The sequence below is a fragment of the Rhodanobacter sp. B05 genome, from assembly GCF_002001085.1.
Lineage (GTDB): Bacteria > Pseudomonadota > Gammaproteobacteria > Xanthomonadales > Rhodanobacteraceae > Rhodanobacter.
Window position 1 is genome coordinate 99,816 of sequence record NZ_MUNU01000011.1, and the last position, 22,532, is coordinate 122,347.

The following is a 22,532-nucleotide window of genomic DNA, read 5'->3' on the forward strand; positions in this document are numbered from 1 at the left end:
ATGGCCTCCGCGATTCAGTGCGTGGTCGTGCGGTCGGGCGAGGATTCGTCCGTGTTTTCTTCGGGGGCAGCGCGTTCGTCGAACGCGCTGGTCCTGCCGACATGGTGCAGGGCCTCGGCTTCGAGGCGCGCCTTTTCCGAGAGTGCCGCGTGGGCGGCCTGCTGGTGTTCGAAATCCTGCACCATGCGTTCGGCGAAATCCTTGTACACCGGTGTGGGCGAGAACAGCGAGGCAGCAGCACGGGCCAGCAGGCACGCGGCCATGATCGGGATCACCATGTCCTGATTGTCGGTCAGCTCCATGGCGATCACCGCCGAGGTCAGTGGCGCGCCGGTAACGCCCGACAGATAGGCGCTCATGCCGAGCAGCACCACGGAGGCCGCCGGGACATTGGGCAGGAAGTGCGCGATGTTGTGACCAAGGCCGGCGCCGACCGCCAGCGCAGGCGAGAAGATGCCGCCGGGAATACCGGCCCAGTAGGACACGACATTGGCCAGCAACTTGGCAATGCCAAAGCTCTCGCCGGGCGAAACCGCGGCCTCCTGCACGAAGGCGCGCGCCTGGTCGTAACCCGTGCCGTAGACGCTGTTGTGCGAAAAGAATCCGATCAGCGCCAGCGCCAGGCCGCACGCGGTGGCGAACAACACCGGCGCGTGCGATCGAAGGCGTCCGATATAGGCAAGCGGCCCATGCCGGCTGAGCAGGATCAGTCGCGCGAACAGGCCGCCCAGCAGGCCGCAGATCACCCCGGTCAGCAGCACGGCCAGCCACGCATGGCCCAGCGGCAGGCTGGCCTGCACCTCGCCAAAGTAGGAGTAATTGCCCATCACGCCCAGCGAGACCACGCCGCCGACGATCACGGCGGTAAGCAGCAGGCCGCTGAACCGGTGTTCAAAGGTGCCGGCCAGTTCCTCGATCGCGAACACCACGCCGGCCAGCGGCGTGTTGAACGCAGCGGCGATGCCGCAGGCACCGCCAGCGAGAATGAAGCGCGAGGCAGCCTTCGGATCGGTGAAGCCAAAGCGTCGGCCCAGCGAATAGAACAGGCCGGCGCCGACATGCACGGTCGGGCCCTCGCGCCCGATCGAGGCGCCCACCGCCAGCGCGATGAGGGTCAGTATCATTTTTCCCGCGGCGATCGGCAGCGCCAGCATGCGCTGGCGAAAGTCCTCGTCCTCGATGTGCATGCTGCCAATCACCTGCGGGATACCGCTGCCGCGGGTGGAGCGCAACTTCCCTTCGGTCACCCACGCCAGCAGCCCGAACACCACCGGCGTGACCAGCAACGGGATCCATACGCCGTAGCCGAGCATCAGCAGGAACAGGTGATACGACCAGGTGCTGGCCTTGGCGAACAGAATCGCCGCCAGCGCCACCACGATCGCGCCAACCCACAGCGCCAGTCCGCGCTTCCACTGATGCGGCGCAAAAAATTCGTGACCGAGCAGTGCCTGCAGGCGGTGGTTGGACGAGCTTGACGGGGCATGGGCCGGTTCGGTCATCGCCTCAGTATCGCAGACCTTGGCCAGGCGCCGTCAGTGCGGCAGTGGCCGCCAGCGGGTTTCGTACAGATCGAAGCGCCGATCCTTCAGGTTTTGCACCGCTCCGGCATTGCGTGCGCGGGCCAGCCCCTCCAGCCGCAGGTCGGCGAACAGCACGGTCTCGATGTTCGGCGTGGAATCGGCGGCGATGCCGTCGCGGGCGAAGCCGAAATCACTGGGGGTGAGGATGCAGCTCTGGCCGTACTGGATATCGAAGTTGTTGACGCCGGGCAGGTTGCCGACGTTGCCGGACAACACCACGTAGCACTGGTTCTCGATCGCGCGCGCCTGCGAGCAGTAGCGCACGCGCAGGTAACCCTCGCGCACGTCGGTGCAGAACGGCACGAACAGGATCAGCGCGCCCTGGTCGGTGAGATGCCGTGCCACTTCGGGAAACTCCGCGTCGTAGCAGATCATCACGCCGATCGGACCGCAGTCGGTCAGCACGGTCGCCGCGCTGTCGCCGCCGCTGATGTTCCACACGTTGCGTTCGCTCGGCGTCGGGTGCAGCTTCTCGCGCTCGTGGAGCGAGCCGTCGCGCAGGCACACGTAGCAAACATTGTGGATGTCGCCATTGGCCTGCTCGGTCGGGTGCGTGCCGGCGACGATGTTGATGTTGTAGTGCACTGCCAGCCGGCTGAAGAGCTCCTTCACCTGTGGCGTGTACTGGCTCAGCTTGCGGATCGATTCGACCGGCGACAGCTCGGTGTTCTCGATCGACAGCAACTGCAGCGTGATCAGCTCGGGGAAGGTGACGAAATCGGCGCTGTAGTCGGCGGCGATGTCGGTGAAGTATTCGACCTGGGTGGCGAACTCCTCGAACGAGGTGATCCGGCGTTGCTGGTATTGCACCGAGGCCACCCGCACCGAGTCGGGCAGCAGCCGCGCCGAAGTGATCGGCGGGATGTCCGGCTGGTCGAGCAACTGCGGATTGCGCCAGACCAGGTGCGCCGCGTAGCCGAGCGATTCGTGATCGGATGGCACGTACGCGCGCAGCAGGCCGATCACTTCGAAGTCATTGGACAGCTGAAAGCTCAGCGTGAGGTCGCGCCGCTTGCCTTCCATCACCGCCTGCACGTATCCCTCGGCGCTGCCATAGCGCGCGAGGTTCCTGGCCAGGCCCGGGATGCGCCCGCCGAACACGATGCCGCGCAGCTTGAGATCCATGCACAAACGCTTGCGCGCCTGGTACAACCGCTGGCCGATGCGCATGCCGCGATAGTCCGGATGCACCACCACTTCCATGCCGTACAGCCAATTGCCGTCCGGCTTGTGCCGCGAGCCCATGCCGCCGCCGGTGATCTGCATCCAGGTATGCGGGGCGAGCGCGGTAGCTTCGTCGATGCGGAACGTGGCGCAGTAGCCGACGATCCGGCCCTCGTACTCGACCACGAACTGGCCTTCCGGGAAGTGGGTCTGCTGGGACAGCAGCATCTCCGCCGAGTGGCCCCACTCGGGACCGTAGATTCGCCCGGTGAGTTCGACCAGTTGCGGTACATCGGTGGGGGTCGCCTGGCGCACCTGCAGGCGCGGGGCGTTTTCGGTGGTTTTTTTGGCCATGCAAACATTATGCATAGTCGGCCTTGCGGCTGGGTGAAGACACGCGCGGGCGGTTACACTGCAGCGATATCCGCATCGGAGCCTGCGTCATGACTGAGCCCAGCCACGGTACCCGCTACAAGGCCGGCCGGCTGTGGTGCGTCGATGGCTGGAAGCCCGACGCGACATTTGGCGTGAGCGCCGCTGGCGACCTGCTCGATGATGCCGCTGGCGTGACCGAGCCGATCGGGCAATGGGTCCTGCCCGGCATGCCGAACCTGCACTCGCACGCGTTCCAGCGCGCGATGGCCGGACTGGCCGAGCGCCGTGGACATGCTCGTGCGATCGTCCCTGATCGCGAAGATCAAAAAGCGGCCAGCCCTGGTCGCACTCCTCAGAAAAACGACGACAATTTCTGGAGCTGGCGCGAAACCATGTACGGCTTCGCCGCCACGATCGGGCCGGACGAACTCAAGGCGATCGCGGCCCAGCTCTATGTCGAGATGCTCAAGGCCGGCTACACCCAGGTCTGCGAATTCCATTACCTGCATCATCGGCCCGATGGCACGCCGTATGCGCCGCTCGAGGCGATGTCGCTGGCCCTGATCGAGGCGGCACGCGAGGCCGGCATCGCGCTCACCCTGTTGCCGGTGCTCTACATGAGCGGCGGTTTCGACGGGCGCGCGCTGGCCGAGCGGCAGCGGCGTTTCGGCCATGAGGTGGACGTCTATCTGCGCCTGCTTGAAACACTGCAGGCACACGCAGGCACCGACCTGCGCGTCGGCATCGCGCTGCATTCGCTGCGCGCCGTGCCGGAGCGCGCCATGCGCGAAGTGCTGGCCAGTCCGCTGGCGTCCGCCTGTCCGATCCACATCCATATCGCCGAACAGATCGGCGAGGTGCAGGATTGCCTCGCCACGCGCGGCGCGCGACCGGTGGAATGGTTGTTCGATCACGCGGACGTGGATGCGCGCTGGTGCCTGGTGCACGCCACCCATCTGACCGAAGCCGAGACCGTGCAGGTCGCCCGCAGCGGTGCGGTGGCCGGGTTGTGTCCGACCACCGAGGCGAACCTCGGTGACGGCCTGTTTCCGCTGGCGGCTTATCTGGATGCCGGCGGAGCGCTCGGCATCGGGTCGGATTCGCACATCTCGATTTCGCCGGTGGAGGAACTGCGCTGGCTCGAATACGGCCAGCGCCTGCAGTCGCGCCATCGCAACATCGCGGCGCGGCATCCGGGCGAAAGCGTCGGCGAATCCCTGTGGCGTGCGGCGCTCGCTGGCGGTGCGCAGGCATCGGGCCTGTCGATCGGTGCGCTGCGCGCCGGTGCGCGCGCCGACCTGATCGTGCTGGATGAGACTTCGCCGTTGCTAGCCGCACGCAACGAAACGTCGATGCTGGACAGTTGGCTGTTCGCCGGCAACACGCCGCTGGTGCGCGACGTGATGTGCGGCGGCCATTGGGTGGTGCGCGATTTCCGGCATCGCGACGAGCAACGCATCGCCGCGCGCTATCGGGCAGTGGTCGAAAAGCTGGCAGCGGCCTGATCCCGGACTCCGTTCGCTGAACACCCGCCATCACGCGGCGGTACCCGCGTCATCGTCCCGGCGTCCGGATCGTTCATGGCAACACGTCCATCATCGGAGTGTGCCATGCGTCGTCTGGTCCGTTATCTGCTGGTTACCGCGTTGTTGCTGGCCGGCGCGGCGTCGCTGAGTGGCTGCATCGTGCTTTCGCCGCGCGGCCGCGTCTGGGTGCCTGGTTACTGGGGCCCGCCACACGTCTGGGTGGGTGGTCATTGGCGCTATCGTTGACGCACGCCGGTTGCCGCGCAGCCTTGTGCCGGTGCCGCGAGCGCCTGCGCGCACGCGCGTCAGTCAGGATGCCTGCATGGTTTCGGCCCGTCGGCGCCGTCAGCCGGCCGTCATGCCAAGTCGGCCGACACAGTGCAGGCCGGGGCTGAATTCGAGATCGGCAGGCAGTACCGTTTTCGGATTCGGCAACGGCTCGGGCAGTGCAAGGCGATCGTGGTTGGCCGCGGCCGATGCGTGCGGAGCCGACAACGCCAGCTGGCCGCGTGCACGCAGCAGCATCTCCTGCAGATCGTCGGGTTCGTCGAGCGCAGGCGTCCCGCGCAGGTTCTGTTCGAGCGTGAAGTCGGCGTCCTTGATGGCATCGCCGGTTGCCGGCGGCTTTCCGCCCGAGCGCCGGTAGTCCTCCAGGCATTCGGTGGCGAGCGCCTGCAGGTCGATCGCGGGAAACGGCGTGTGCTGCAGCGCGCGGGTGATCACGGGCAGACGCAGTTCGTGCGCAGGCGCGGTCGTCGCCTCGTCGAAGCCGCGATAGACCAGTTCGCTGCAGACCACCTGGTCCGGATCGTTCCTGATCACCAGGTCAAGCGCCATGCGCAGCACCCGTCGAAGGTCGCGGCCGCCGGGGAGCTTGTTGCGAACGGCGCAGGTGACACCGAGCACCAGCAGCGAAGTCATCGGGTAGGGTCGACCGAGATAGACCATCGATGCGGCGCGCAACGCTGCCAGCAGTGGATCGTGATCGGCAGCGTTCAGCCGTGACGGGCGGTAGACGTCGATCCAGTCGAAGGCCGCCACCATCTGCACGCGCTGCGCCAGTGGCGCCAGTCGCACGCCGACGGTGGCCGCTTCGATCAGCTGCAAATCGTCGTACACCATCGCCGCATGGCTGTACTGGCTGTCGCCAACCCAGGCGATCAGCCTGGACAATTCGCCCTTGCCCATGTGCAGCAGGACATCGCCGGGCTGCAGGTCGGTCGGGGCCAGCACAGGCATCGTACTCATCGGTATTCCGTGTCAGTTGCCGACGATCGCCGCCAGCGAGGGGTGGATGAAAACCCGGTTCCGTCCCGCGGCCTTCGCCTTGTACAGCGCGGCATCCGCGCGTTCCAGCAGGGCATCGGCGGTATCGCGCGGATCGAGCAGTCCGGCCACCCCGACGCTTGCGGTCAGCTGTATCGGGTGACCGTTGGCCTGCAGGTGCTGCGCCTGGATCCGCACCCGGATGCGCTCGCCGATCAGGTGTGCGTTCTCGCGGGTTGCGCCTGGCAGGCCGATGATGAATTCCTCGCCGCCCAGGCGACCCAGCCAGTCGCCGGTGCGCAGCTCATGGCTGGCAGACGCGACGACCGCCTGCAGGCAGCGGTCGCCCACGGCGTGACCATGCGCATCGTTGACCGACTTGAAATGGTCGACATCCAGGAACAGCAGGGCCAATGGCTGATCGCTTCGATGTGCTTCGGCCACCGCGATGTCGAGCTGGTGCAACACGGCACGTCGGCTGAGCGCGCCGGTGAGAGGATCGTGGCGCGCAAGGTGGTCCGCGATGTCCCGCTCGCGTCGTACATGCATGGTCTGGTCGGCCAGTCCCAGCGTCACCACCAGGCTGGCAAATGCCATGGTCAGCGGGAAGCCATATTCGATCCATGCCGGCTGGTGCCAGCCGGCCAGCAACTGCACCACACGGAAGATCGTGAACGCCACCTGTGGCATCCACGCCACGATGAAGAAACGGGCCTGCCGGTTGCCCTGGAAAAGCGCGAGCGCCACCGTGGCGATGGCCCACATCGACGCGACCAGGATCAACAGGTTGAGAACCGTGAGCGCCACGGGCTCGAAGCGACCCAGCGGCAGCAGGAACAGCGGCACCGCCGCCAGCTGCGGCCAGCGCATCCAGCCGAATAGCCGTGCGGCGCGGGGCGTGCTTCGGCGCAAGTCGCAGAATTCGATGATGAAGGAGATCGACAACGCGGCGCTGATCAGCGCAAAGGGCCAGTTTCCCCGTGTCCCCAGCAACGCGAACAGCCAGCCGCCGGGCAGTTCGTAGAGCTCGCCGTTGATCAGCATGCTGTAGATCAGCTGGGTACCGACATAACCTATGAAATACAGGAACAGGCGATCCCGCAGGACCAGCCACAGGCTGAAGCCGACCAGCACCATGGCCGCCTGGATGCTGGCGAACAGGGTGACCAGGCGCACATGGTCGAGATCGGCCGCTTGGTAAGCCGGCAGCTCGGTCAGCTGCGCCGTCGTGTGCTTGCCGTAGTCGTCCTGCCCAAGCCGCACATAGATCGGCTGGCCGGCACCGATGCCTGCTGGCAGCACCTCGGCCAGCGCATGGCGTGAGAACCGTGCCTGCCGATCCACCTTGAGCAGCCACAACAGATGCGGTTGATAGGTGGGCGGCGCATAGACCCACACGCGCGCGCTCAGCGAGTCGCGGAAACTGAGCACCAGTGGCTGCGTACCCGACCAGTTCGAGTCCAGTTCCAGCCGGTACCAGAGATCATGCCTGCTTGAGGTCTGCAGCATCGACCCCGGGACCGGCTGGAAGGATTTTTCCAGTGAGCCGCTCGTGATGGCTGTCGCGTCTGGCGATTGCGGCATGTCGACCAGGCGGGCCACGCGCAGGCCGGGCACGGCATCGCCGACCGTCGACTGTGCCAGCGCCACCAGCGCGAACAGCGCGAGCCAGAGGCCGGCAATGAAACCGATGACGGGTGTGCGCTTCACGAGTATCCCCAACCTGCGATGCTGGCAGGCATCGTCCATTTCGTCCTTGCGGTCGCGACCATCACATCGCACCGGTGCTACATAGTTGAGGAGTATCGTCTTCTTGTCCAGCGGACAGCTGCGCCGCGGCCTGCGCCCGGGAAAAGGCCGCGTGCCATGCCGTGGGGCGCAGCCCATCGGTGCGTGCCGGCTGCCTTGGCATGATGGCCGGGATTCATTTGATGCCAGCCCATGACCATCGGCGACATCCCCGCCATCCACCGCGGCACGCCGGCGTTCCGGCGCACCAAGCTCGCGCTGTTCGAAGGCCGTTGCGGATCGTGGCATGACTGCTGGCACATGCAGGTGCATGGGCGGCGGCGTATCTCCCGTATGCCGGGCCACGGCAAGCTGGTCGCCTGCATTGGCCCGCCGAAACCGAGGAAACGATTCATCCGCTCTTGCCTAATAGAGGTATCGCCCGTGACGAACACCCGCACCTCCACCCTGACCGCAGTCCTCTACGGCGGCTTCGTCGCCGGCACGATCGATATCGGTTCCGCGGCGGCGATCAACGGCATCAGTCCGCTGATCATCCTGCGTGCGATTGCCAGCGGCCTGCTGGGCAAGGCCGCGTTCCAGGGTGGCCTGCCGGTTTCGCTGCTGGGGCTTGGACTGCAGTGGGCGATGTCGCTGCTGATCGCGGCGATCTTCGTGTTCGCCGCCGGACAGCTGGCGTGGCTCAAGCGACACTGGGTGAGCGCCGGCGTGCTGTATGGCGTGGTGGTGTTCGGGGTCATGGAGTACGTGGTCGTGCCGCTGTCCGCGGCATGGCCGAAGCCGCATTTCACCACGCAGGCGTTTATCGAAAACCTGCTGGCGATGCTGCTGTTCGGACTGATCGTGGCGTTTTTCGCGCGCCGGGCTCGCTGAGCAGCGAGGCCATCTGCACGATGCGGCGACTACACTGTCCCGATGGACAGCACCGACACGACATCGACGATCCACCACGGCACGCCGGCGTTCCGTCGCACCAACCTGGCGCTGTTCGCCGCCGGCTTCGCCACGTTCGGCCTGCTGTATTGCGTGCAGCCGTTGATGCCCGAGTTCAGCCACGACTACGGCGTGAGCGCGGCGGTCAGTGCGCTGTCGCTGTCGTTGACTACCGGCGTGCTGGCCTTTGCGATGCTGTTCGCCGGCGCGCTGTCGGATGCGTGCGGCCGCAAGTCGGTGATGGTGTGGTCGCTGCTGTCCTCGGCGGTGCTGGTGCTGGTGAGTGCCGCGATGCCGAACTGGCCGGCCCTGCTGGCAGTGCGCACCCTGCTCGGCCTGACCCTGAGCGGATTGCCGGCGGTGGCGATGACCTACCTGGGCGAGGAGATGCATGTCGAGTCGATCGGCCTGGGCATGGGCCTGTACATCAGCGGCAGTGCGGTGGGCGGCATGGGTGGCCGCTTGATCACCGGCGTGCTGACGGATTTCTTCGGCTGGCGTGTCGGTGTACTGGTGGTGGGCACGATCGGTGTGCTGGCCGGGCTGATCTTCTGGCGTGCGCTGCCGCCGTCGCGGCATTTCGTGGCGCAGCCGCTGCGCTGGCGCGTGGTGCTGGGTCGTTTCACCGGCATGTTCCATGACCGCGGCCTGCCGTGGCTGTTCGTCGAGGGTTTCCTGCTGCTCGGCGCGTTCGTCACCGTCTACAACTATCTCGGCTATCGCCTGCTGGCGCCGCCGTACAACCTGAGCCAGGCGGTGGTCGGATTGATCTTCGGCATCTATCTGGTCGGCACGTTCAGCTCGGCGTGGATGGGCCACCTGGCCGGCCAGCTCGGTCGACGCAAGGTGCTGTGGACGGCATTCGCACTGATGCTGGCGGGTGTGGCGCTGACCATGACCACGCCGTTGCCGCTGGTGATGCTGGGCATCGTGGCGGTGACGTTCGGATTCTTCGGCGGCCACTCCATCGTCAGCAGCTGGGTCGGCCGGCGCGCCGGCGCATCGAAGGCGCAGGCGTCGTCGGTCTATCTGTTCTGCTACTACATGGGATCCAGCATCGCCGGCGCGAGCGGCGGCCTGTTCTACGCCGCGCACGGCTGGAACGGCGTGGCGCTGTTCGTCGGTGCGCTGGTGCTGGCCGGGCTGCTCATCGCGCTGTGGCTGTTCCGCCTGCCGCCGCTGGTGAACGTGGCGACGCCACCCACCCCGATGAGCAGGGGTGCGATGCCGTAGGAGCCGGGATTCGGGAATGGGGATTCGGGATTCGGAAGAACCGAAGCTCGCGAGATGCCGCTCTCCCGAATCCCGAATCTCAAATCCCGGCTTTCAGCATGTCCTTCACCGCGTCGTAGCTGCCGTCGTTGGCGGCGGCCGGAATGCCCAGCAGGTGGGTCATCAGCGGATAGACGTCCACATTCGGGAACGCGGGCACCACGACGCGCCGGCGAAACGCCGGTCCGTGCGCGATGAACAGTGCGCGCATCTGCGGTGCGGCATTGTCGTAGCCGTGGTCGCCCAGCATCGGCTTTTCGCCGTGCAGCATCTGCTTGCGATGGCTGACGATCAGCCAACCCACCTGGGCCGAGCAGACCACCCGGGGCACGCGCGGATTGTGTCCATAGTGATAGCGGGCGGGAATCCGTGATTTCTTCCAGCAGGTCATGTGCGGATGCGCCTTCAGCAGGTCGCTGTCCAGCTCGGCCTCGTGGCCGGGAGCCGGATCGATCCCGGCCACCGCACCGGTCGACACCACCTGCGCATGGGCTGTGTCGATCAGGTCGTCAAGCTGGATGCGCTGGTTCAGCGGCGTCGCCGCCATGCCGTGGTCGGCCAGCACGATCAGGTTGAGGTGATCGACCAGGCCGCGCTGGCGCAATCCGGCCACCAGCCGGGCCAGCGCCGCGTCGACCTGGCGCAGGGCCTGGTTCAGCTGCGGCGAATCGGGGCCGTAATCGTGGCCGGCGCTGTCGACACCCTCGAAATACAGCGTCAGGAACGCGGGCCGCTGCGCGGCTGGCAGATCCAGCCAGTGCAGGACCTGGTCGACCCGCGCGTCGTACGGCATCTTGCTGTCGTAAGCGCGCCAGTGATCCGGTCGATGACCGTGGATGGCGGCCTCGGAGCCGGGCCAGAACAAGGTGGCGGTTTTCAGGCCATGGCGGTCGGCATCGGCCCAGATCGGTTCGGCCTCGCCCCACCAGCGGCCGTCGCCGACGGCCTTGCGGTTGGCAAGCGAGAACGTGCCCAGCACGGGGTCGACCATGTCGTTGTCGACGATGCCATGGCTGTCCGGGTAGCGGCCGGTGACGATGGTGTAGTGGTTCGGGAAGGTCAGCGAGGGGAACGAGGGCTGCATCCACTGCGCACGCACGCCGGTGTCGGCCAGCATTCGCAGGGTCGGGTTGAGGCCGCGGTCGAGGTAGTCGGCGCGATAGCCGTCGATCGAGATCAGCAGCAGCGGGGCGGGCTGGCTCGAGCCTGCTTCGGCGGGAGTCGTGCTGCTCGATGGCTGGTGGGCGCAGCCGAGGCAGCCGGCAACGAACGCGCAAAGCAGCAGGCGAAACAGGAATTTCATGTGTGGGGTCTCAAACTGGGCTCAACCGTCCCACATGATTGCGCAGAGTTACGGCCATGGCACGCATTGTCCTGTTCCATCGCACGCTTCGATCGCTGTTGATCGGCGCCGTCGTGCTGGCGCCCGTCGGTTTCGCCGCTGCGTGGCAATCCACGACACGGCCCTCCGCGAGGCCGCCCGTTGTGCTGCCGCCACCCTCGGACGCGCAGTTCCAGCAGGCTGCCCGCCAGCAGCAGGTGAATGACCAGTTGCAGAAAAGCCAGCTGGAGCAGCAGCTGCATCAGTCCGTTGCCGACCAGGCCAAACGGCCGGGTGCGAAGGATCCGGCCTTGCAGCGGCAACTGGATCAGGCCGATCAGGCGCAGCACGATCGCGATCGCGCGGCACGGCAGGATCTCGTCGAGCGCTATCGAAACCAGGCCGCCTCGCTGCCGCGGGTGATACCGCAGGACGCGCCGGCGGCAGCGCGCAGCGGCGGCTGATCAGCTCATCCGGTACGGCGCGGACGCACGGCCTGGACCAGCAGCGCCAGCAGTGCCGCCAGGTCGAGCCATGCAAACCAGTTGCCCCAGCGCCCGTAAAGCGTGCGCGTTTCACGCAACGGCAGATCGCCGACCAGCTCGGCATCGTGCGTTTCGCTTGAGGCCTCGGCCACCACGCGACCGCGGTCGTCGCTCAGCGTGAGGCGGCCCGAACGGGCGGCGCGCGCAATCGCGAAACCGCTTTCCACGCCGCGCATGATTGCCATGCGACTGTGCAGCCAGCCATCGATCCTGAAGTCCCATGCCGGTACCAGCAGCAGTTGCGCGTCGCGCGCCGCGTAGGCCCGACCGATGCCCTGGAAATCCATGTCCTTGCAGATCGCCAGGCCCGTGCGCGGCGTGCCATCCAGCATCCGATAGTTCTGGCCGGGCGTGTAGTGGTCTTCGAAGCCGGGGATCAGGTGATGCTTGTGGTAGGTGAGCGGAGTGGCGGAGGCCGGCTGGAACACCATCACGCTGTTGTGTTCGGCCTGCGGGTTGCTCTTGTCGTCGATGCCGACGTCCAGGATCAGGTTTCGCCGGGTCGCCAGATCCGCGAACACGGGGATCGTGGTGTCCATGGTGGCGAACGAAGTCTCCGGGATCAGGACGACGCGGGCACCCTGGTCGGCGAGATGGTCGATCGCCTCGACGTAGCGCGCTTCGAGGGTCCGCCCCTGCGCCTCGTGCAGAGCAGGCCGGATCGGCTTTTCCAGCGACACCAGGCCGATGCGCAGGCTCGCCGTGGCCGGTGCCTGCAGACGCCAGGCGCCATAGCCGATCACTGCAACCAGCAGCAGGGCGGTAACCGCGAGGACCCCGGCACGGGCGCGCCCCGGTGCGTTCGGCGAGCACTGCACGGCCAGCGCGGAAGGCACCAGCAGGAGCAGGAAGCTGATGCCCCATATTCCGCTGAGCGCGGCCACCTGCAGGATCGGCAGCGCATCCATCTGGGTGTAGCTGATGCTGCCAAACGTGCCGTGCGGGGACAACTGCGTGTTGATGTACTCGATCGCCACCCACAGCACCGGCGCCGCCAATGCCGCCGCGCCCGGGCGACCTCGCGCCAGCAGGCGCCGGAACAGCAGGGTGCACAAGGCCAGCGCGATTCCCGGCCCGGCGATCGCCGGCACGATCGTGCTGGCGGGCAGGCCGATATAGCCGTGCAGGTACGTCCACTGGTTCAGTCCGCCCACCGCATAAGCCGCGAATGCCGCCAATGCGGCCCAGCGTGCGCGCACGCGTGGTGCGAGCAGCAGCACCGGAAGCGGTGCGAACCAGGTGAGCCACCATGCCGGGTGCAGCGCGCTGCCGAACCACCAGCCGAGCGCCGAAAACAGCACGGCGGCCACGCCCAGCGCCAACCGCCTGCGGTCAATGCCTGATGCCATCGATCAACCTCCACAGTGATTCCAGATAGAACGTGCGGAACTGTGTTTCGTCGTAGCTGAAACGTCCGGCACGGTACAGCGCGATCAGTCCATGCGAATGCGCCCACAGCGTCATCGCCACGTCCCACGGATCGTCCCGCTTCAGCACGCCAAGCCGCATACCTTCGGCGACCGCATCGGCAACGACGTTGAGTGTGGGCGACTGGCGTGCACGGAAGTCCTCGGGAAAGCGCCGCGCATCGTCGCGGCGCGTTGAGAACGCGTGGTCGAACAGATGCGGATGCGCCAGCGCGTAATCCAGGTACGGCTCCAGCAACGCGAGCAGGCGCTTGAGGATGTCCGGATGCGTCGAGCGCGCTTCCCATTCATGCGCGACGGTGTTGAAACTGTCGTCCGACAGCCGCTTCAGCAACGCCTCGCGATTCGGAAAGTGCCGGTAGATCGCCATCGGCGTGATGCCGACCAGCTCGGCGACGCGGCGCATGCTCACGGCGTCGGCACCTTCGCGATCGAACAGCTTGTGCGCGGCGCGCAGGATCTTTTCCGGCGTGGTGAGTTTCTGCATGTATACAGTGTATACATGCAATTTTGGAGGCGTCAAGATCGAGAGGGCCGGGCAGAATCAGGTGGTGGCGCTCCTCCCCAAGCCGTCATTCCGGCGAAGGCCGGAATGACAGCAAGGGGGGCGAATGACAAGTGGGTACGGCGAATCCGCGGCTACATCGGACCGATGAACAAGTCGCCCCGCGCAACGCGATCTTCCATCGCCAGCAGGTAACGCTTCGTCGGCAGCCCGCCGCCGAAACCGGTGAGGCTGCCGTCGGCGCCGATCACGCGATGGCACGGCAGCACGATCGGCAACGGATTGCGACCGTTCGCGGCGCCGACCGCGCGCACCGCCAGCGGCTTGTCGATGCGTCGGGCCAGCTCGCCGTAACTGATCGTGATGCCGTACGGAATCCGTCCGAGTTCTTCCCACACCTCAAGCTGGAACGGCGTGCCGACGGGATGCAGCGGCAGCTCGAAGTGCTGGCGCTCACCGGCGAAATATTCCTCCAGCTGCACGCGCGCGAATTTCAGTGGCGCGGCGGCGCGGACCCAGCCCGCATGCGCCTGCTTCGGATGGCGTTGGCGCTCGAACCAGATCTCGCGCAGGCCGTGGCTGTCCGCGACCAGGCGCAGCGTGCCGACCGGGCTGTCCATCTCATCGTAGTAGGTGGTGTCTGCGTTCATCACTTCCTCCGTGTTGCCGTGCTGACGTCGCCGGTGCTGCGCCACAGGTGCATCACCGCATACGCGCGCCACGGGCGCCATGCCTCGGCCAGCGCGGTCAGCGCCTTCGTGCTCAACTCGGGTGCGTCGCCGGCCGCGGCACGACGCAGGATCAGGTCGGCGGCGGGGAACGCATCGGGATGGCTCAGCGCGCGCATCGCCATGTAATGCGCGGTCCATTCGCCGATGCCCGGCAACGCCACCCAGTGCGCCACGAAATCCTCCAGCGGCTGCTCGGGGCGGAAGTCCGCGCGGCCGTCGAGCAGCGCCTGCGCGATGCCGCGGATCGTGGCGGCACGGGCGGTGGTCACGCCGATCTCGCGCAGATCGGCGTCGGCCAGTTGCGCCGGCGTGGGGAACAGGCGCTCCAGCCCGCTCGGCAACGGCGCACTCAGCGTGCTGCCGTAACGCTGCACGATGCGCGTCGCCAGCGTGCGTGCCGCGGCCACGCTCACCTGCTGGCCGAGCACGGCGCGCACCGCGATCTCGAAACCATCCCAGCCGCCCGGCAGACGCTGGCCAGGGTGCCTGCGCAGCATCGGTTTCAGTACCTGGCTGGCGCCGAGCGTGGCGGCGATCACGCGCGGATCGGCATCGAGGTCGAACATGCGCCGCAGCCGCGTGACCAGCGGCAGCAACTGCGCGGTTTGCGCACCGTGCAATTCCAGTTTCAACGCATGCCCGCCGGCGTGCCCGGCTTCCGGCCATGCGCTCAGGCGCAACCATCCCGCCGCATCGGTGCTGCCGAACACGCGCAGGTAGGCGTGTTCATCGACCTGCTCGACACCGGGCAGCGCGCGCGTGCGCAGGAACGCGAGCAGCGCTGCAAAATCGTACGGCGGCCGATAGCCCAGGCGAAGCACCAGTCCACTGGCGGGCGCGGTCGGCGGCCGCCGACGCAGTTCGCGCGGCGGCATCCGGTTCGCCTGCGCAAACGCGGCGTTGAAGCGGCGCAGGCTGGCAAAGCCCGAAGCCAGCGCCACTTCGGTCACCGGCAACGCCGTTTCGGTCAGCAACTGCTTCGCGAACAGCAGGCGGCGCGTGGTGTGCACATCGATCGGCGGCGCGCCGAGATGCGCCACGAACAGGCGGCGCAATTGTCGGGCGCCGACGCCGACCCGCTGCGCCAGGTCGTCCAGCGATTGCTCCGCCAGTGCGCCCGCGTCGATCAGTTTCAGCGCACGCGCCACCACGTGTTCGCCGCGATGCCAAACGGCATTGCCTGGCGCCAGTTCCGGCCGGCAACGCAGGCACGGGCGGAAGCCCGCCGCCTCGGCCGCGGCGGCGCTGGCGTAGTAGCGGATGTTCGCCGGTTTCGGCGCCGGCGCCGGGCATACCGGCCGGCAGTAGATCCGCGTGCTGGTGACGGCGGTGAAGAACAGCCCGTCGAAGCGCGCATCGCGGCTCAGGCGAGCCTGTTCGCAGACGGTGTGGGCGGGCAGGGTGGCGATCGGCGATTCGGACATGCGTGCAGGCTAGCACCGCGGCGAGGGACAGACTCGCCGTTTTCGGACATCAATGGCGCAGGCTGGCCGTCGTTCCGGGATCGCTGTTCGCGATGCGGGCAACGGCACGCAAACAGGCCGGTCGGGGCGGCAAGTTCAACCGGCCAGGACATCAGTTCGCGTGACCGATCCACGCAATCATCGCGCGTGCTTCGCTACGGCGCTTACTTGATCGGCGCCATCAGGTGCTCGTACGGTGTGCCGGCCCACATCACGTACGGTGCCGTCGTATCCGGATCTGCGTTTTTCGGATAGTTCGCATAGAACACCGGATCCGCGCCGACGATCATGAAATGCGGCCCGGTCTTGATCCAGTGGTTGCCGCTTTCCGGTTTCTTCGCGTAGGGGTCCGTGTTGCTCGCATCCGTGCCACCGGCCAGCATGTACATCATGCCGAGCTTGCCGGCCGGCGGCGGCTTGTGCGCCATGTACGCGTTCACCCATTCCATCGCGTTCTGGTCCATGCACATCGGGTCCGGCCCCGGCGTCGACGGGTTGTCCGGCATGCAGGTGAACCCGTTCGTGCCCTTGCGCAGTGTGCGCATCGTGCTATCCGCGCCCATCGCCACGACGGTCGCCCCCTTCGCGACGCGCGCCGGTGCCGCGTGCATCGCGCTCGCGATCAATTGCGCATCGCTCGGTGCGGGACGCTCCGCCGCCAGCACGCCACCCCCGACGGCGAACAGGGCAGCGGCGACGATGGCTCCGTTTTTCCAGCTCTGTTTTTTCCAGCCTGTGGTACGCATGACAACCTCCTCACGTGACTTGTGACGGTCACTCCGGGGTTCCCGCGAGAAGTCTGTGCCGCTGCCATGGCGTGGTCAATCGGCGCGATGGCCGGACCGGGCGGCGGCTGTCGGGACGCCTGTGCGCCGGCCGGCGTGGATCAATTTATGCTTGCGGTGGCCGGGCAGTGAAGCTGGCGGCCAGCATGGAACGCGACGACATCCGCGTCGTTCGCCGGCTTGCCGGCGTCGCCGCCGTCGAACGCGACGCGCCAGGCGCCGTCGCCGGCACGGCGCCACACCGTCGCGAACCGGCCGATCACGTAGCGCGGCTTCGCGCCCGGTGCCGGATTCTCGAACAGGTACGCGCCGCTGGAATACGCCAGCGTGCCGTCGCCCGACGCCACGACCTGCTGCGGGTACCAGTCCACCCGCTGCGTCTTGCCCGCGATGAACTCCGCCCAGTGCTGCCGCACCGCGGCCAGTCCGCTTGTCGGCTGCGGCGTGTTTGCGTCGAAGATCGCGTCCGCCATGACGTGCTCGGCAAATGCCGCCGGGTCATGCCGCTGCACGCTCTGCGCAAACGACAACTCGCGCTGCCAGACCTCGCACGCCGATTTGTCCGCGGCAGGCGGCGGCGTGGCCGCGAACGCGGCGGACGCGCAGGCGATCCATAACGGCAACAGCAGCAACCCGGCTTGGCGTGACATCGGCGTTCTCCTCGTTCGTGGCGCGCTGCCGCAGCATCCCGCGGTCGTCGCCGGGTTGCCAGTGCCGGATCAACGCCGTCCGGTCATGCTCGACAACACGCCGTCGCGGCGGATCAGGCCGTGGTACAGCGCCGCCGCCATGTGCGCCAGGAACGTCAGGAACAGCAGCATCGCGAACCCGGTATGCAGGTGGCGCAGCACCGCGAACGCGACCGGGCTGGTCGGGAAGATCGGCGGCAGTCGCCACGACGCGCCGAGCATTACCGGATAGCCGCCAGCCGACAGCATCGCCCAGCCGATCAGCGGCATTGCCAGCATCAGGAAATACAGCAACCAGTGCGACGCCAGCGCGGCGAGTTTCTGCAACGCTGGCAGGTCCGCCGGCAGCGGCGGCGGCGGGTGTCGCAGGCGCACCGCCAGCCGCACGATCGCCAGGATCAGGATCGCGATGCCGAGCGGCTTGTGGATGGCGAGCAGCCATTCGTGCCGCTCGGATACCGATGCCACCATGCCGACGCCGATGAACAGCATCGCCACGATCATGCCGGCCATCAGCCAGTGCAGCACGCGGGCGGGCAGGGTGAACGTGCCGGTGGCGGGCGTCATGGCTGCTTCTCCGGTTGCGGCGCGACGGTGCCGGGCAAGTGCGCCTCTTCGCTGGTGCGGCGCAGGTAGGAATCGGCATAGGCGGCCGAACGCGCGGGCAGCAGCGGGTCGTCGGAGGCCTCGATGCCGTGGGGCAGCACCAGCGGGTCGTAGTTGATATCGCGGCAGGGACCGCTTTCCTGCGCTTGCGTCGCATCGATCACCAGCGTGCCGGCGTCGATCGTGCGGCGGTCGTCCGGCCACGCCTTCGTCGCGTCGTTGGTCGGGTCGCCTGCATTCGCGAGCGTGATCTGCAGCTGCCAGCGCAGTGGCCCACGGGTCAGGCGTTCGGCGAGATCCGCAGCCAGATAGTCCGCATCGCCGGCCTTGCCTGCATCGCCGCCACCATCGGTCGCCATCGGCACCATGCGCCAGCGCACCGGCTGGCGCGTGCCATGCGCATCGACGAACACGAAGGCGTTGAGGCTCCAGTAGCTCTCGGTGGCGAAGCTGGCGGATGGTTTCGCGGTCTTCGCCCACGCGCGGAACGCGGCCGTTTCCGGGTGCGCCGCGAAGAACGCCGCGACCTTCGCCGGGTCCGGCTTGCCGGTGGTGGGATCGGGTTGCTGCGCCTGCAACTGCGCGAAGAATGCCTGCGGTGCGGCCACCGGAAACACCGGCATGCTGTTCATGCCGGTACGCCATTGCTGGCCGTTCGCCTGCGTGAAGCGCAGCGCCATGCTGCGGATCGGCACGCTGCCGTCCGGCGCATACGGATTGCCGCCGGGGATCGCGAAGCGACCGACCAGCGGGGTGCGGCCGGCTGTGAATATCTGCGCGACGGAGTACGGCTGCGCATGGCCGTTGCTGTCGAAATAGCCGGTCATGCACACGCCTTTCGCATGATTGCGCCGGTAGCCGGCGAACGTGCCGGCGTTGTCCTGCAATTGGTCCACCAGCCGTTTCGGCGTGAGCCGCTGCGGCGCCAGCCAGCCGCCGACATAACCAAAAGCGGCCACGGTGACCGCCACCACGGCGGCAATCAGTGCCCATGATCCGAGGTGACGGGTTGGCGATGTGTCCGGTGTGGAAGGGTTGTGCATGGTGAACTCCGGGCTGCTCGGGCCCTGGCATCGTGTGCGGGATGGACGAATGGCGGCGGACTTCTTTGCACCCGCCGCTGGGAGATTCGTTCCAAGGCGGCATCTGGTTACGCGTTCCCCTGAAGGGCGACAGCGACAGGCGGTCGAGCACTCGCGGAATCAGGCTTGAGCCCACCAGGTCGCTCGTACGAGCCACCCGTGCGCTCGGCGTCAGGTGCCCGTGTTGCGCAGCAGCCCGTCCACTGCGCCGAGCAGGGTGCGGCGATCGTAGGGTTTGGCGAGAAACGCCACGTTTTCCGGGAACCAGGCAAAGCTGCTGCGGGGGTCGGCCGAGATCAGCAGGATCCGGATCTGCCGATTCATCTGCGCGCGCTGCGCCAACTCGATCCCATCGATGCCGCCGGGCATGTGGATGTCGCTTACCAGCAGGTCGATCGTGGCGTCGCTCAGCAGGATCTTCAGCGCCATGGTGCCGTTGCCGGTAGTGAGGACATGGTATCCCTCGGCCTCCAGCACGATGGTGGTGACCTCGCGGGCGCTGCGGTCATCCTCGGCCAGCAGGATGGTCTTGTTCTGCGCGTGGGTCATGGCTGATCTCGGCAGATGATGTCCGACCATGGCCTGCCGGATGTTAACGTGCAGTGAGGCGGGATTGTGCCTATCCTGCGTCTCCTGGGAGTGGCGACACATGAACGATCTGGAACGCTACCGGCAGTTGATCGGATTCTCCTCGGATGGCGTGCACGAACTCGACGTGCAGGGTCGCATCACCCATGTGAATGACAGCGGCTGTGCCGTGTTGTGCATCGCCGACCCGGCCGCCGCGATCGGCCAGCCGCTGGCGACGTTCTGGCCTGAGCCGGCGCGGGCGGCGATCGAGGCGGCGCTGGCCACCGCGCGCCAGGGAAAATCGATGCAGTTCACCCAGATCCTGCCATCGGCCAGTGGCGACGACAGCTGGTGGCTGGTCAGCGTGCATCCGTATCTGGATGCGCAGCAGCAGGTCGACGGCATGGCCGTGATCAGCCACGACATCACCGAGCCGGTACAGGCAAGACTGGCGCTGGACACGGTGATCCACGGCCTGCACAGCCGGCTCAACCTCAGCGAACGGGCCGGCGAAAGCGGTGTCGCCCGCAACGAGGTGCTGGGTCGGCAACTGGCACGTGCGCGGATCTTCCAGCAGGAGGGCGCCGGGCGCGAGCAACTGCTGAAACTGCAGCTTGGCCTGGCCAGCGCCGCGCAGGCGGTGGCCGAGCACGCCTCGCAGCAGGCGCAGAAAAACGAGGCGATCGGCCAACTGGTGGCCGGCCTCTCGCATGACTTCGCCAACATGTTGCAGATCGCCATCGTGGCGCTCAGCAGCATCCAGGACGATCCGGCCAACCTCACCGTTACCCAGCGCCGTCTGCTTGGCTACAGCATGGACGGCGTGCAGCACGCCGCGCTGCTGGCCAAACGGCTGCTGGCGTTTGCCCGGGTGCACCGCTACACGGCCGAGCCGGTGGAGCTGGCCGCGATCGTCCGCGACATCGAGGGTTTCGCCCGCCACAGCCTGGGCGCCGGCATGGATTTCCAGGTCGAACCGGCCGGCGCCGGGCTGCCGACCCTGGGCGACCGCCACTCCATCGAACAGGCCTTCATCAACCTGTGCATCAATGCGCGCGACGCCTGCCATGGGCAGGGCACGATCCGCGTCCGTCTCGGTGACCTGGTGGTCGGCGAGGCCGAAGACAGCACGCTGCGGCCGGCGGGTGATTACGTCACCCTGGCGGTCACCGACAACGGCAGCGGCATGGACGAAGCGGTGCGCGAGCACCTGTTCGAACCGTATTTCACCACCAAGCCCGAAGGTGTGGGTACCGGCCTTGGGCTGGCCCAGGTGTACGGCGTGATGCGCCTGGCCGGCGGTTTTGTCGATGTGCAATCTGCGCCGGGTGAGGGCACCACGATGACCCTGGCGTTCCCGCGCCTGCAACTGCCCGTGACCGCCTGACGCGCTGCCGGCGGGTTCGACCCGCGCAGGTGCTGGCCTATACTCGGGGGTCTGTCCCGCCGGAGTTTTCCAGACATGAACGCCCCCACCCGCATCGACACCACCCGCGTCATCCGCGCACCGCGCGGCACCGAGCTTTCCTGCAAGAGCTGGCTCAGCGAGGCGCCGTTCCGCATGCTGCAGAACAACCTCGATCCGGAGGTGGCGGAGAACCCGGCAGAGCTGGTGGTGTACGGCGGCATCGGGCGGGCGGCGCGCAACTGGGAGTGCTTCGACGCGATTTTGAAATCGCTGCGCACGCTGGAGGACGACGAGACCCTGCTGGTGCAGTCCGGCAAGCCGGTCGGCGTGTTCCGCACGCATGCCGACGCGCCGCGCGTGCTGATCGCCAACTCCAACCTGGTGCCGCACTGGGCCACCTGGGAGCACTTCAACGAGCTCGACAAGAAAGGCCTGATGATGTACGGCCAGATGACTGCCGGCTCGTGGATCTACATCGGCTCGCAGGGCATCATCCAGGGCACCTACGAAACCTTCGTCGAGATGGGCCGCCAGCATTACGACGGTAATTTGAAGGGGCGCTGGCTGCTCACCGCCGGCCTCGGCGGCATGGGCGCGGCGCAGCCGCTGGCCGCCTCGCTGGCCGGCATGTGCAGCCTCAACATCGAATGCCAGCAGAGCCGCATCGACTTCCGCCTGAAGACCCGCTACGTCGACGAGCAGGCCAGCAACCTCGACGACGCGCTGGCGCGCATCGCGAAGTACACCAAGGCAGGCGAGGCGAAATCCATCGCGCTGCTCGGCAACGCCGCCGACGTGCTGCCGGAACTCGTGCGTCGCGGCGTGCGTCCCGACGCCGTCACCGACCAGACCAGCGCGCACGACCCGGTCAACGGCTACCTGCCGCAGGGCTGGACGGTGGAGCAGTGGTTCGAGCGTCGCAAGAACGACCCGGTCGGCACCGCGCGCGCCGCCAAGCTGTCGATGAGGACCCACGTGGACGCGATGCTCGCGTTCCACGCGCAAGGCATCCCCACCTTCGACTACGGCAACAACATCCGCCAGATGGCGCAGGACGTCGGCTGCGAAAACGCGTTCGCGTTCCCCGGCTTCGTGCCCGCCTATGTGCGGCCGTTGTTCTGTCGTGGTATCGGCCCGTTCCGGTGGGTTGCGCTGTCGGGCGATCCGGAGGACATCTACAAGACCGACCAGAAAGTGAAGGAGCTGATCCCCGACGACGCCCACCTGCACCACTGGCTCGACATGGCCAAAGAGCGCATCAGCTTCCAGGGCCTGCCCGCGCGCATCTGCTGGGTCGGCTTGGGCCTGCGCGACAAGCTCGGCCTCGCCTTCAACGAGATGGTGCGCAACGGCGAGCTGAAGGCGCCGGTGGTGATTGGGCGGGATCATCTGGATTCGGGGTCGGTGGCGTCACCGAATCGCGAGACGGAGGCGATGAAGGATGGCTCCGATGCGGTGTCGGATTGGCCGTTGCTCAATGCGATGTTGAATGTCGCGGGTGGGGCGACGTGGGTGTCGCTGCATCATGGGGG

General features: G+C 67.1%; 21 protein-coding genes. 7 read left to right on the forward strand and 14 right to left on the reverse strand.

Annotated elements, in window-relative coordinates; all coding sequences use genetic code 11:
* Positions 1–14 precede the first annotated feature (14 nt).
* Positions 15–1,502, reverse strand: coding sequence for a chloride channel protein (locus B0E47_RS05375; RefSeq protein ID WP_077512977.1), 1,488 nt, complete (start codon positions 1,500–1,502; stop codon positions 15–17).
* 33 nt (positions 1,503–1,535) lie between these two features.
* Entirely contained in the window at positions 1,536–3,101 is a 1,566-nt protein-coding gene (locus B0E47_RS05380; protein WP_077512978.1) for a bifunctional GNAT family N-acetyltransferase/carbon-nitrogen hydrolase family protein, read from the reverse strand.
* An 89-nt stretch (positions 3,102–3,190) separates the two neighbouring features.
* Between B0E47_RS05380 and B0E47_RS05385 the strand changes: the two genes are divergently transcribed.
* Complete coding sequence (locus B0E47_RS05385) at positions 3,191–4,627, forward strand: formimidoylglutamate deiminase (protein ID WP_077512979.1); 1,437 nt, start codon at positions 3,191–3,193, stop codon at positions 4,625–4,627.
* Positions 4,628–4,732: 105 nt separating this feature from the next.
* Positions 4,733–4,894, forward strand: a complete 162-nt coding sequence (locus B0E47_RS17005) for a hypothetical protein (protein ID WP_168171008.1) — start codon at positions 4,733–4,735, stop codon at positions 4,892–4,894.
* A 99-nt stretch (positions 4,895–4,993) separates the two neighbouring features.
* Here B0E47_RS17005 and B0E47_RS05390 read toward each other — a convergent pair whose 3' ends face one another.
* A complete protein-coding gene (locus B0E47_RS05390) occupies positions 4,994–5,896 on the reverse strand; it encodes a hypothetical protein (protein ID WP_139351351.1) in 903 nt (300 codons plus the stop codon).
* 12 nt (positions 5,897–5,908) lie between these two features.
* Complete coding sequence (locus B0E47_RS05395) at positions 5,909–7,624, reverse strand: diguanylate cyclase (protein WP_168171009.1); 1,716 nt, start codon at positions 7,622–7,624, stop codon at positions 5,909–5,911.
* 462 nt (positions 7,625–8,086) lie between these two features.
* On the opposite strand from B0E47_RS05395, the gene B0E47_RS05400 reads away from it, so the two are divergent.
* Both B0E47_RS05400 and B0E47_RS05405 read left to right on the forward strand, forming a co-directional pair.
* Entirely contained in the window at positions 8,087–8,536 is a 450-nt protein-coding gene (locus B0E47_RS05400) for a hypothetical protein (protein ID WP_077512982.1), read from the forward strand.
* A gap of 42 nt (positions 8,537–8,578) precedes the next feature.
* Positions 8,579–9,829, forward strand: coding sequence for an MFS transporter (locus B0E47_RS05405; RefSeq protein WP_077512983.1), 1,251 nt, complete (start codon positions 8,579–8,581; stop codon positions 9,827–9,829).
* Positions 9,830–9,908: 79 nt separating this feature from the next.
* Here the strand turns inward: B0E47_RS05405 and B0E47_RS05410 are convergent, their stop codons facing one another.
* Positions 9,909–11,171, reverse strand: coding sequence for an ectonucleotide pyrophosphatase/phosphodiesterase (locus B0E47_RS05410; protein ID WP_077512984.1), 1,263 nt, complete (start codon positions 11,169–11,171; stop codon positions 9,909–9,911).
* 56 nt (positions 11,172–11,227) lie between these two features.
* Here B0E47_RS05410 and B0E47_RS05415 point away from each other — a divergent pair, with 56 nt between their 5' ends.
* Positions 11,228–11,653: a hypothetical protein gene (locus tag B0E47_RS05415; protein ID WP_077512985.1), complete on the forward strand. Its 426-nt coding sequence runs from the start codon at positions 11,228–11,230 to the stop codon at positions 11,651–11,653.
* Positions 11,654–11,658: 5 nt separating this feature from the next.
* Here the strand turns inward: B0E47_RS05415 and B0E47_RS05420 are convergent, their stop codons facing one another.
* The 9 genes from B0E47_RS05420 to B0E47_RS05460 form a co-directional block, all read right to left on the reverse strand.
* Positions 11,659–13,083 carry a nitrilase-related carbon-nitrogen hydrolase gene (locus B0E47_RS05420; RefSeq protein ID WP_077512986.1) on the reverse strand — a complete coding sequence of 475 codons (1,425 nt, stop codon included), beginning with the start codon at positions 13,081–13,083 and terminating at the stop codon, positions 11,659–11,661.
* The gene (locus B0E47_RS05425; protein ID WP_077512987.1) at positions 13,067–13,648 is read right to left on the reverse strand and encodes a TetR/AcrR family transcriptional regulator; all 582 of its coding nucleotides are present in this window, start codon (positions 13,646–13,648) and stop codon (positions 13,067–13,069) included. The genes B0E47_RS05420 and B0E47_RS05425 overlap by 17 nt, the downstream gene beginning before the upstream one ends.
* Positions 13,649–13,800: 152 nt before the next feature.
* Positions 13,801–14,316 (reverse strand): methylated-DNA--[protein]-cysteine S-methyltransferase, encoded by a 516-nt coding sequence (locus B0E47_RS05430; protein WP_077513005.1) that lies wholly within the window; start codon positions 14,314–14,316, stop codon positions 13,801–13,803.
* Positions 14,316–15,821 (reverse strand): DNA-3-methyladenine glycosylase 2, encoded by a 1,506-nt coding sequence (locus B0E47_RS05435; RefSeq protein ID WP_077512988.1) that lies wholly within the window; start codon positions 15,819–15,821, stop codon positions 14,316–14,318. The genes B0E47_RS05430 and B0E47_RS05435 overlap by 1 nt, the downstream gene beginning before the upstream one ends.
* Positions 15,822–16,024: 203 nt before the next feature.
* Positions 16,025–16,606: a hypothetical protein gene (locus B0E47_RS05440; RefSeq protein ID WP_077512989.1), complete on the reverse strand. Its 582-nt coding sequence runs from the start codon at positions 16,604–16,606 to the stop codon at positions 16,025–16,027.
* Positions 16,607–16,746: 140 nt separating this feature from the next.
* A complete protein-coding gene (locus B0E47_RS05445) occupies positions 16,747–17,295 on the reverse strand; it encodes a nuclear transport factor 2 family protein (protein WP_077512990.1) in 549 nt (182 codons plus the stop codon).
* A 69-nt stretch (positions 17,296–17,364) separates the two neighbouring features.
* A complete protein-coding gene (locus B0E47_RS05450) occupies positions 17,365–17,901 on the reverse strand; it encodes a cytochrome b/b6 domain-containing protein (RefSeq protein ID WP_077512991.1) in 537 nt (178 codons plus the stop codon).
* On the reverse strand, positions 17,898–18,983 hold the full coding sequence (locus tag B0E47_RS05455; RefSeq protein ID WP_077512992.1) for a catalase family peroxidase: 1,086 nt from the start codon (positions 18,981–18,983) through the stop codon (positions 17,898–17,900). Before B0E47_RS05455 ends, B0E47_RS05450 begins: the two co-directional genes overlap by 4 nt.
* 210 nt (positions 18,984–19,193) lie before the next feature.
* Positions 19,194–19,571, reverse strand: coding sequence for a response regulator (locus tag B0E47_RS05460; protein ID WP_077512993.1), 378 nt, complete (start codon positions 19,569–19,571; stop codon positions 19,194–19,196).
* A 100-nt stretch (positions 19,572–19,671) separates the two neighbouring features.
* On the opposite strand from B0E47_RS05460, the gene B0E47_RS05465 reads away from it, so the two are divergent.
* Both B0E47_RS05465 and hutU read left to right on the forward strand, forming a co-directional pair.
* Entirely contained in the window at positions 19,672–20,979 is a 1,308-nt protein-coding gene (locus B0E47_RS05465; RefSeq protein WP_168171010.1) for a PAS domain-containing sensor histidine kinase, read from the forward strand.
* A gap of 75 nt (positions 20,980–21,054) precedes the next feature.
* Positions 21,055–22,532 (forward strand): urocanate hydratase (gene hutU / locus B0E47_RS05470; protein WP_077512995.1); only part of this gene is annotated, 1,478 nt, incomplete at its 3' end.

Coding starts and splice junctions, on each gene's coding strand:
- B0E47_RS05375 (WP_077512977.1), bottom strand. CDS start 1,502: ATGACCGAACCGGCCCATGCCCCGTCAAGCTCGTCCAACCACCGCCTG.
- B0E47_RS05465 (WP_168171010.1), top strand. CDS start 19,672: ATGAACGATCTGGAACGCTACCGGCAGTTGATCGGATTCTCCTCGGAT.
- B0E47_RS05410 (WP_077512984.1), bottom strand. CDS start 11,171: ATGAAATTCCTGTTTCGCCTGCTGCTTTGCGCGTTCGTTGCCGGCTGC.
- B0E47_RS05445 (WP_077512990.1), bottom strand. CDS start 17,295: ATGTCACGCCAAGCCGGGTTGCTGCTGTTGCCGTTATGGATCGCCTGC.
- B0E47_RS05420 (WP_077512986.1), bottom strand. CDS start 13,083: ATGGCATCAGGCATTGACCGCAGGCGGTTGGCGCTGGGCGTGGCCGCC.
- B0E47_RS05390 (WP_139351351.1), bottom strand. CDS start 5,896: ATGAGTACGATGCCTGTGCTGGCCCCGACCGACCTGCAGCCCGGCGAT.
- B0E47_RS05450 (WP_077512991.1), bottom strand. CDS start 17,901: ATGACGCCCGCCACCGGCACGTTCACCCTGCCCGCCCGCGTGCTGCAC.
- B0E47_RS05385 (WP_077512979.1), top strand. CDS start 3,191: ATGACTGAGCCCAGCCACGGTACCCGCTACAAGGCCGGCCGGCTGTGG.
- B0E47_RS05380 (WP_077512978.1), bottom strand. CDS start 3,101: ATGGCCAAAAAAACCACCGAAAACGCCCCGCGCCTGCAGGTGCGCCAG.
- B0E47_RS05415 (WP_077512985.1), top strand. CDS start 11,228: ATGGCACGCATTGTCCTGTTCCATCGCACGCTTCGATCGCTGTTGATC.
- B0E47_RS05435 (WP_077512988.1), bottom strand. CDS start 15,821: ATGTCCGAATCGCCGATCGCCACCCTGCCCGCCCACACCGTCTGCGAA.
- B0E47_RS05455 (WP_077512992.1), bottom strand. CDS start 18,983: ATGCACAACCCTTCCACACCGGACACATCGCCAACCCGTCACCTCGGA.
- B0E47_RS05440 (WP_077512989.1), bottom strand. CDS start 16,606: ATGCGTACCACAGGCTGGAAAAAACAGAGCTGGAAAAACGGAGCCATC.
- B0E47_RS05425 (WP_077512987.1), bottom strand. CDS start 13,648: ATGCAGAAACTCACCACGCCGGAAAAGATCCTGCGCGCCGCGCACAAG.
- B0E47_RS17005 (WP_168171008.1), top strand. CDS start 4,733: ATGCGTCGTCTGGTCCGTTATCTGCTGGTTACCGCGTTGTTGCTGGCC.
- B0E47_RS05430 (WP_077513005.1), bottom strand. CDS start 14,316: ATGAACGCAGACACCACCTACTACGATGAGATGGACAGCCCGGTCGGC.
- B0E47_RS05460 (WP_077512993.1), bottom strand. CDS start 19,571: ATGACCCACGCGCAGAACAAGACCATCCTGCTGGCCGAGGATGACCGC.
- B0E47_RS05405 (WP_077512983.1), top strand. CDS start 8,579: ATGGACAGCACCGACACGACATCGACGATCCACCACGGCACGCCGGCG.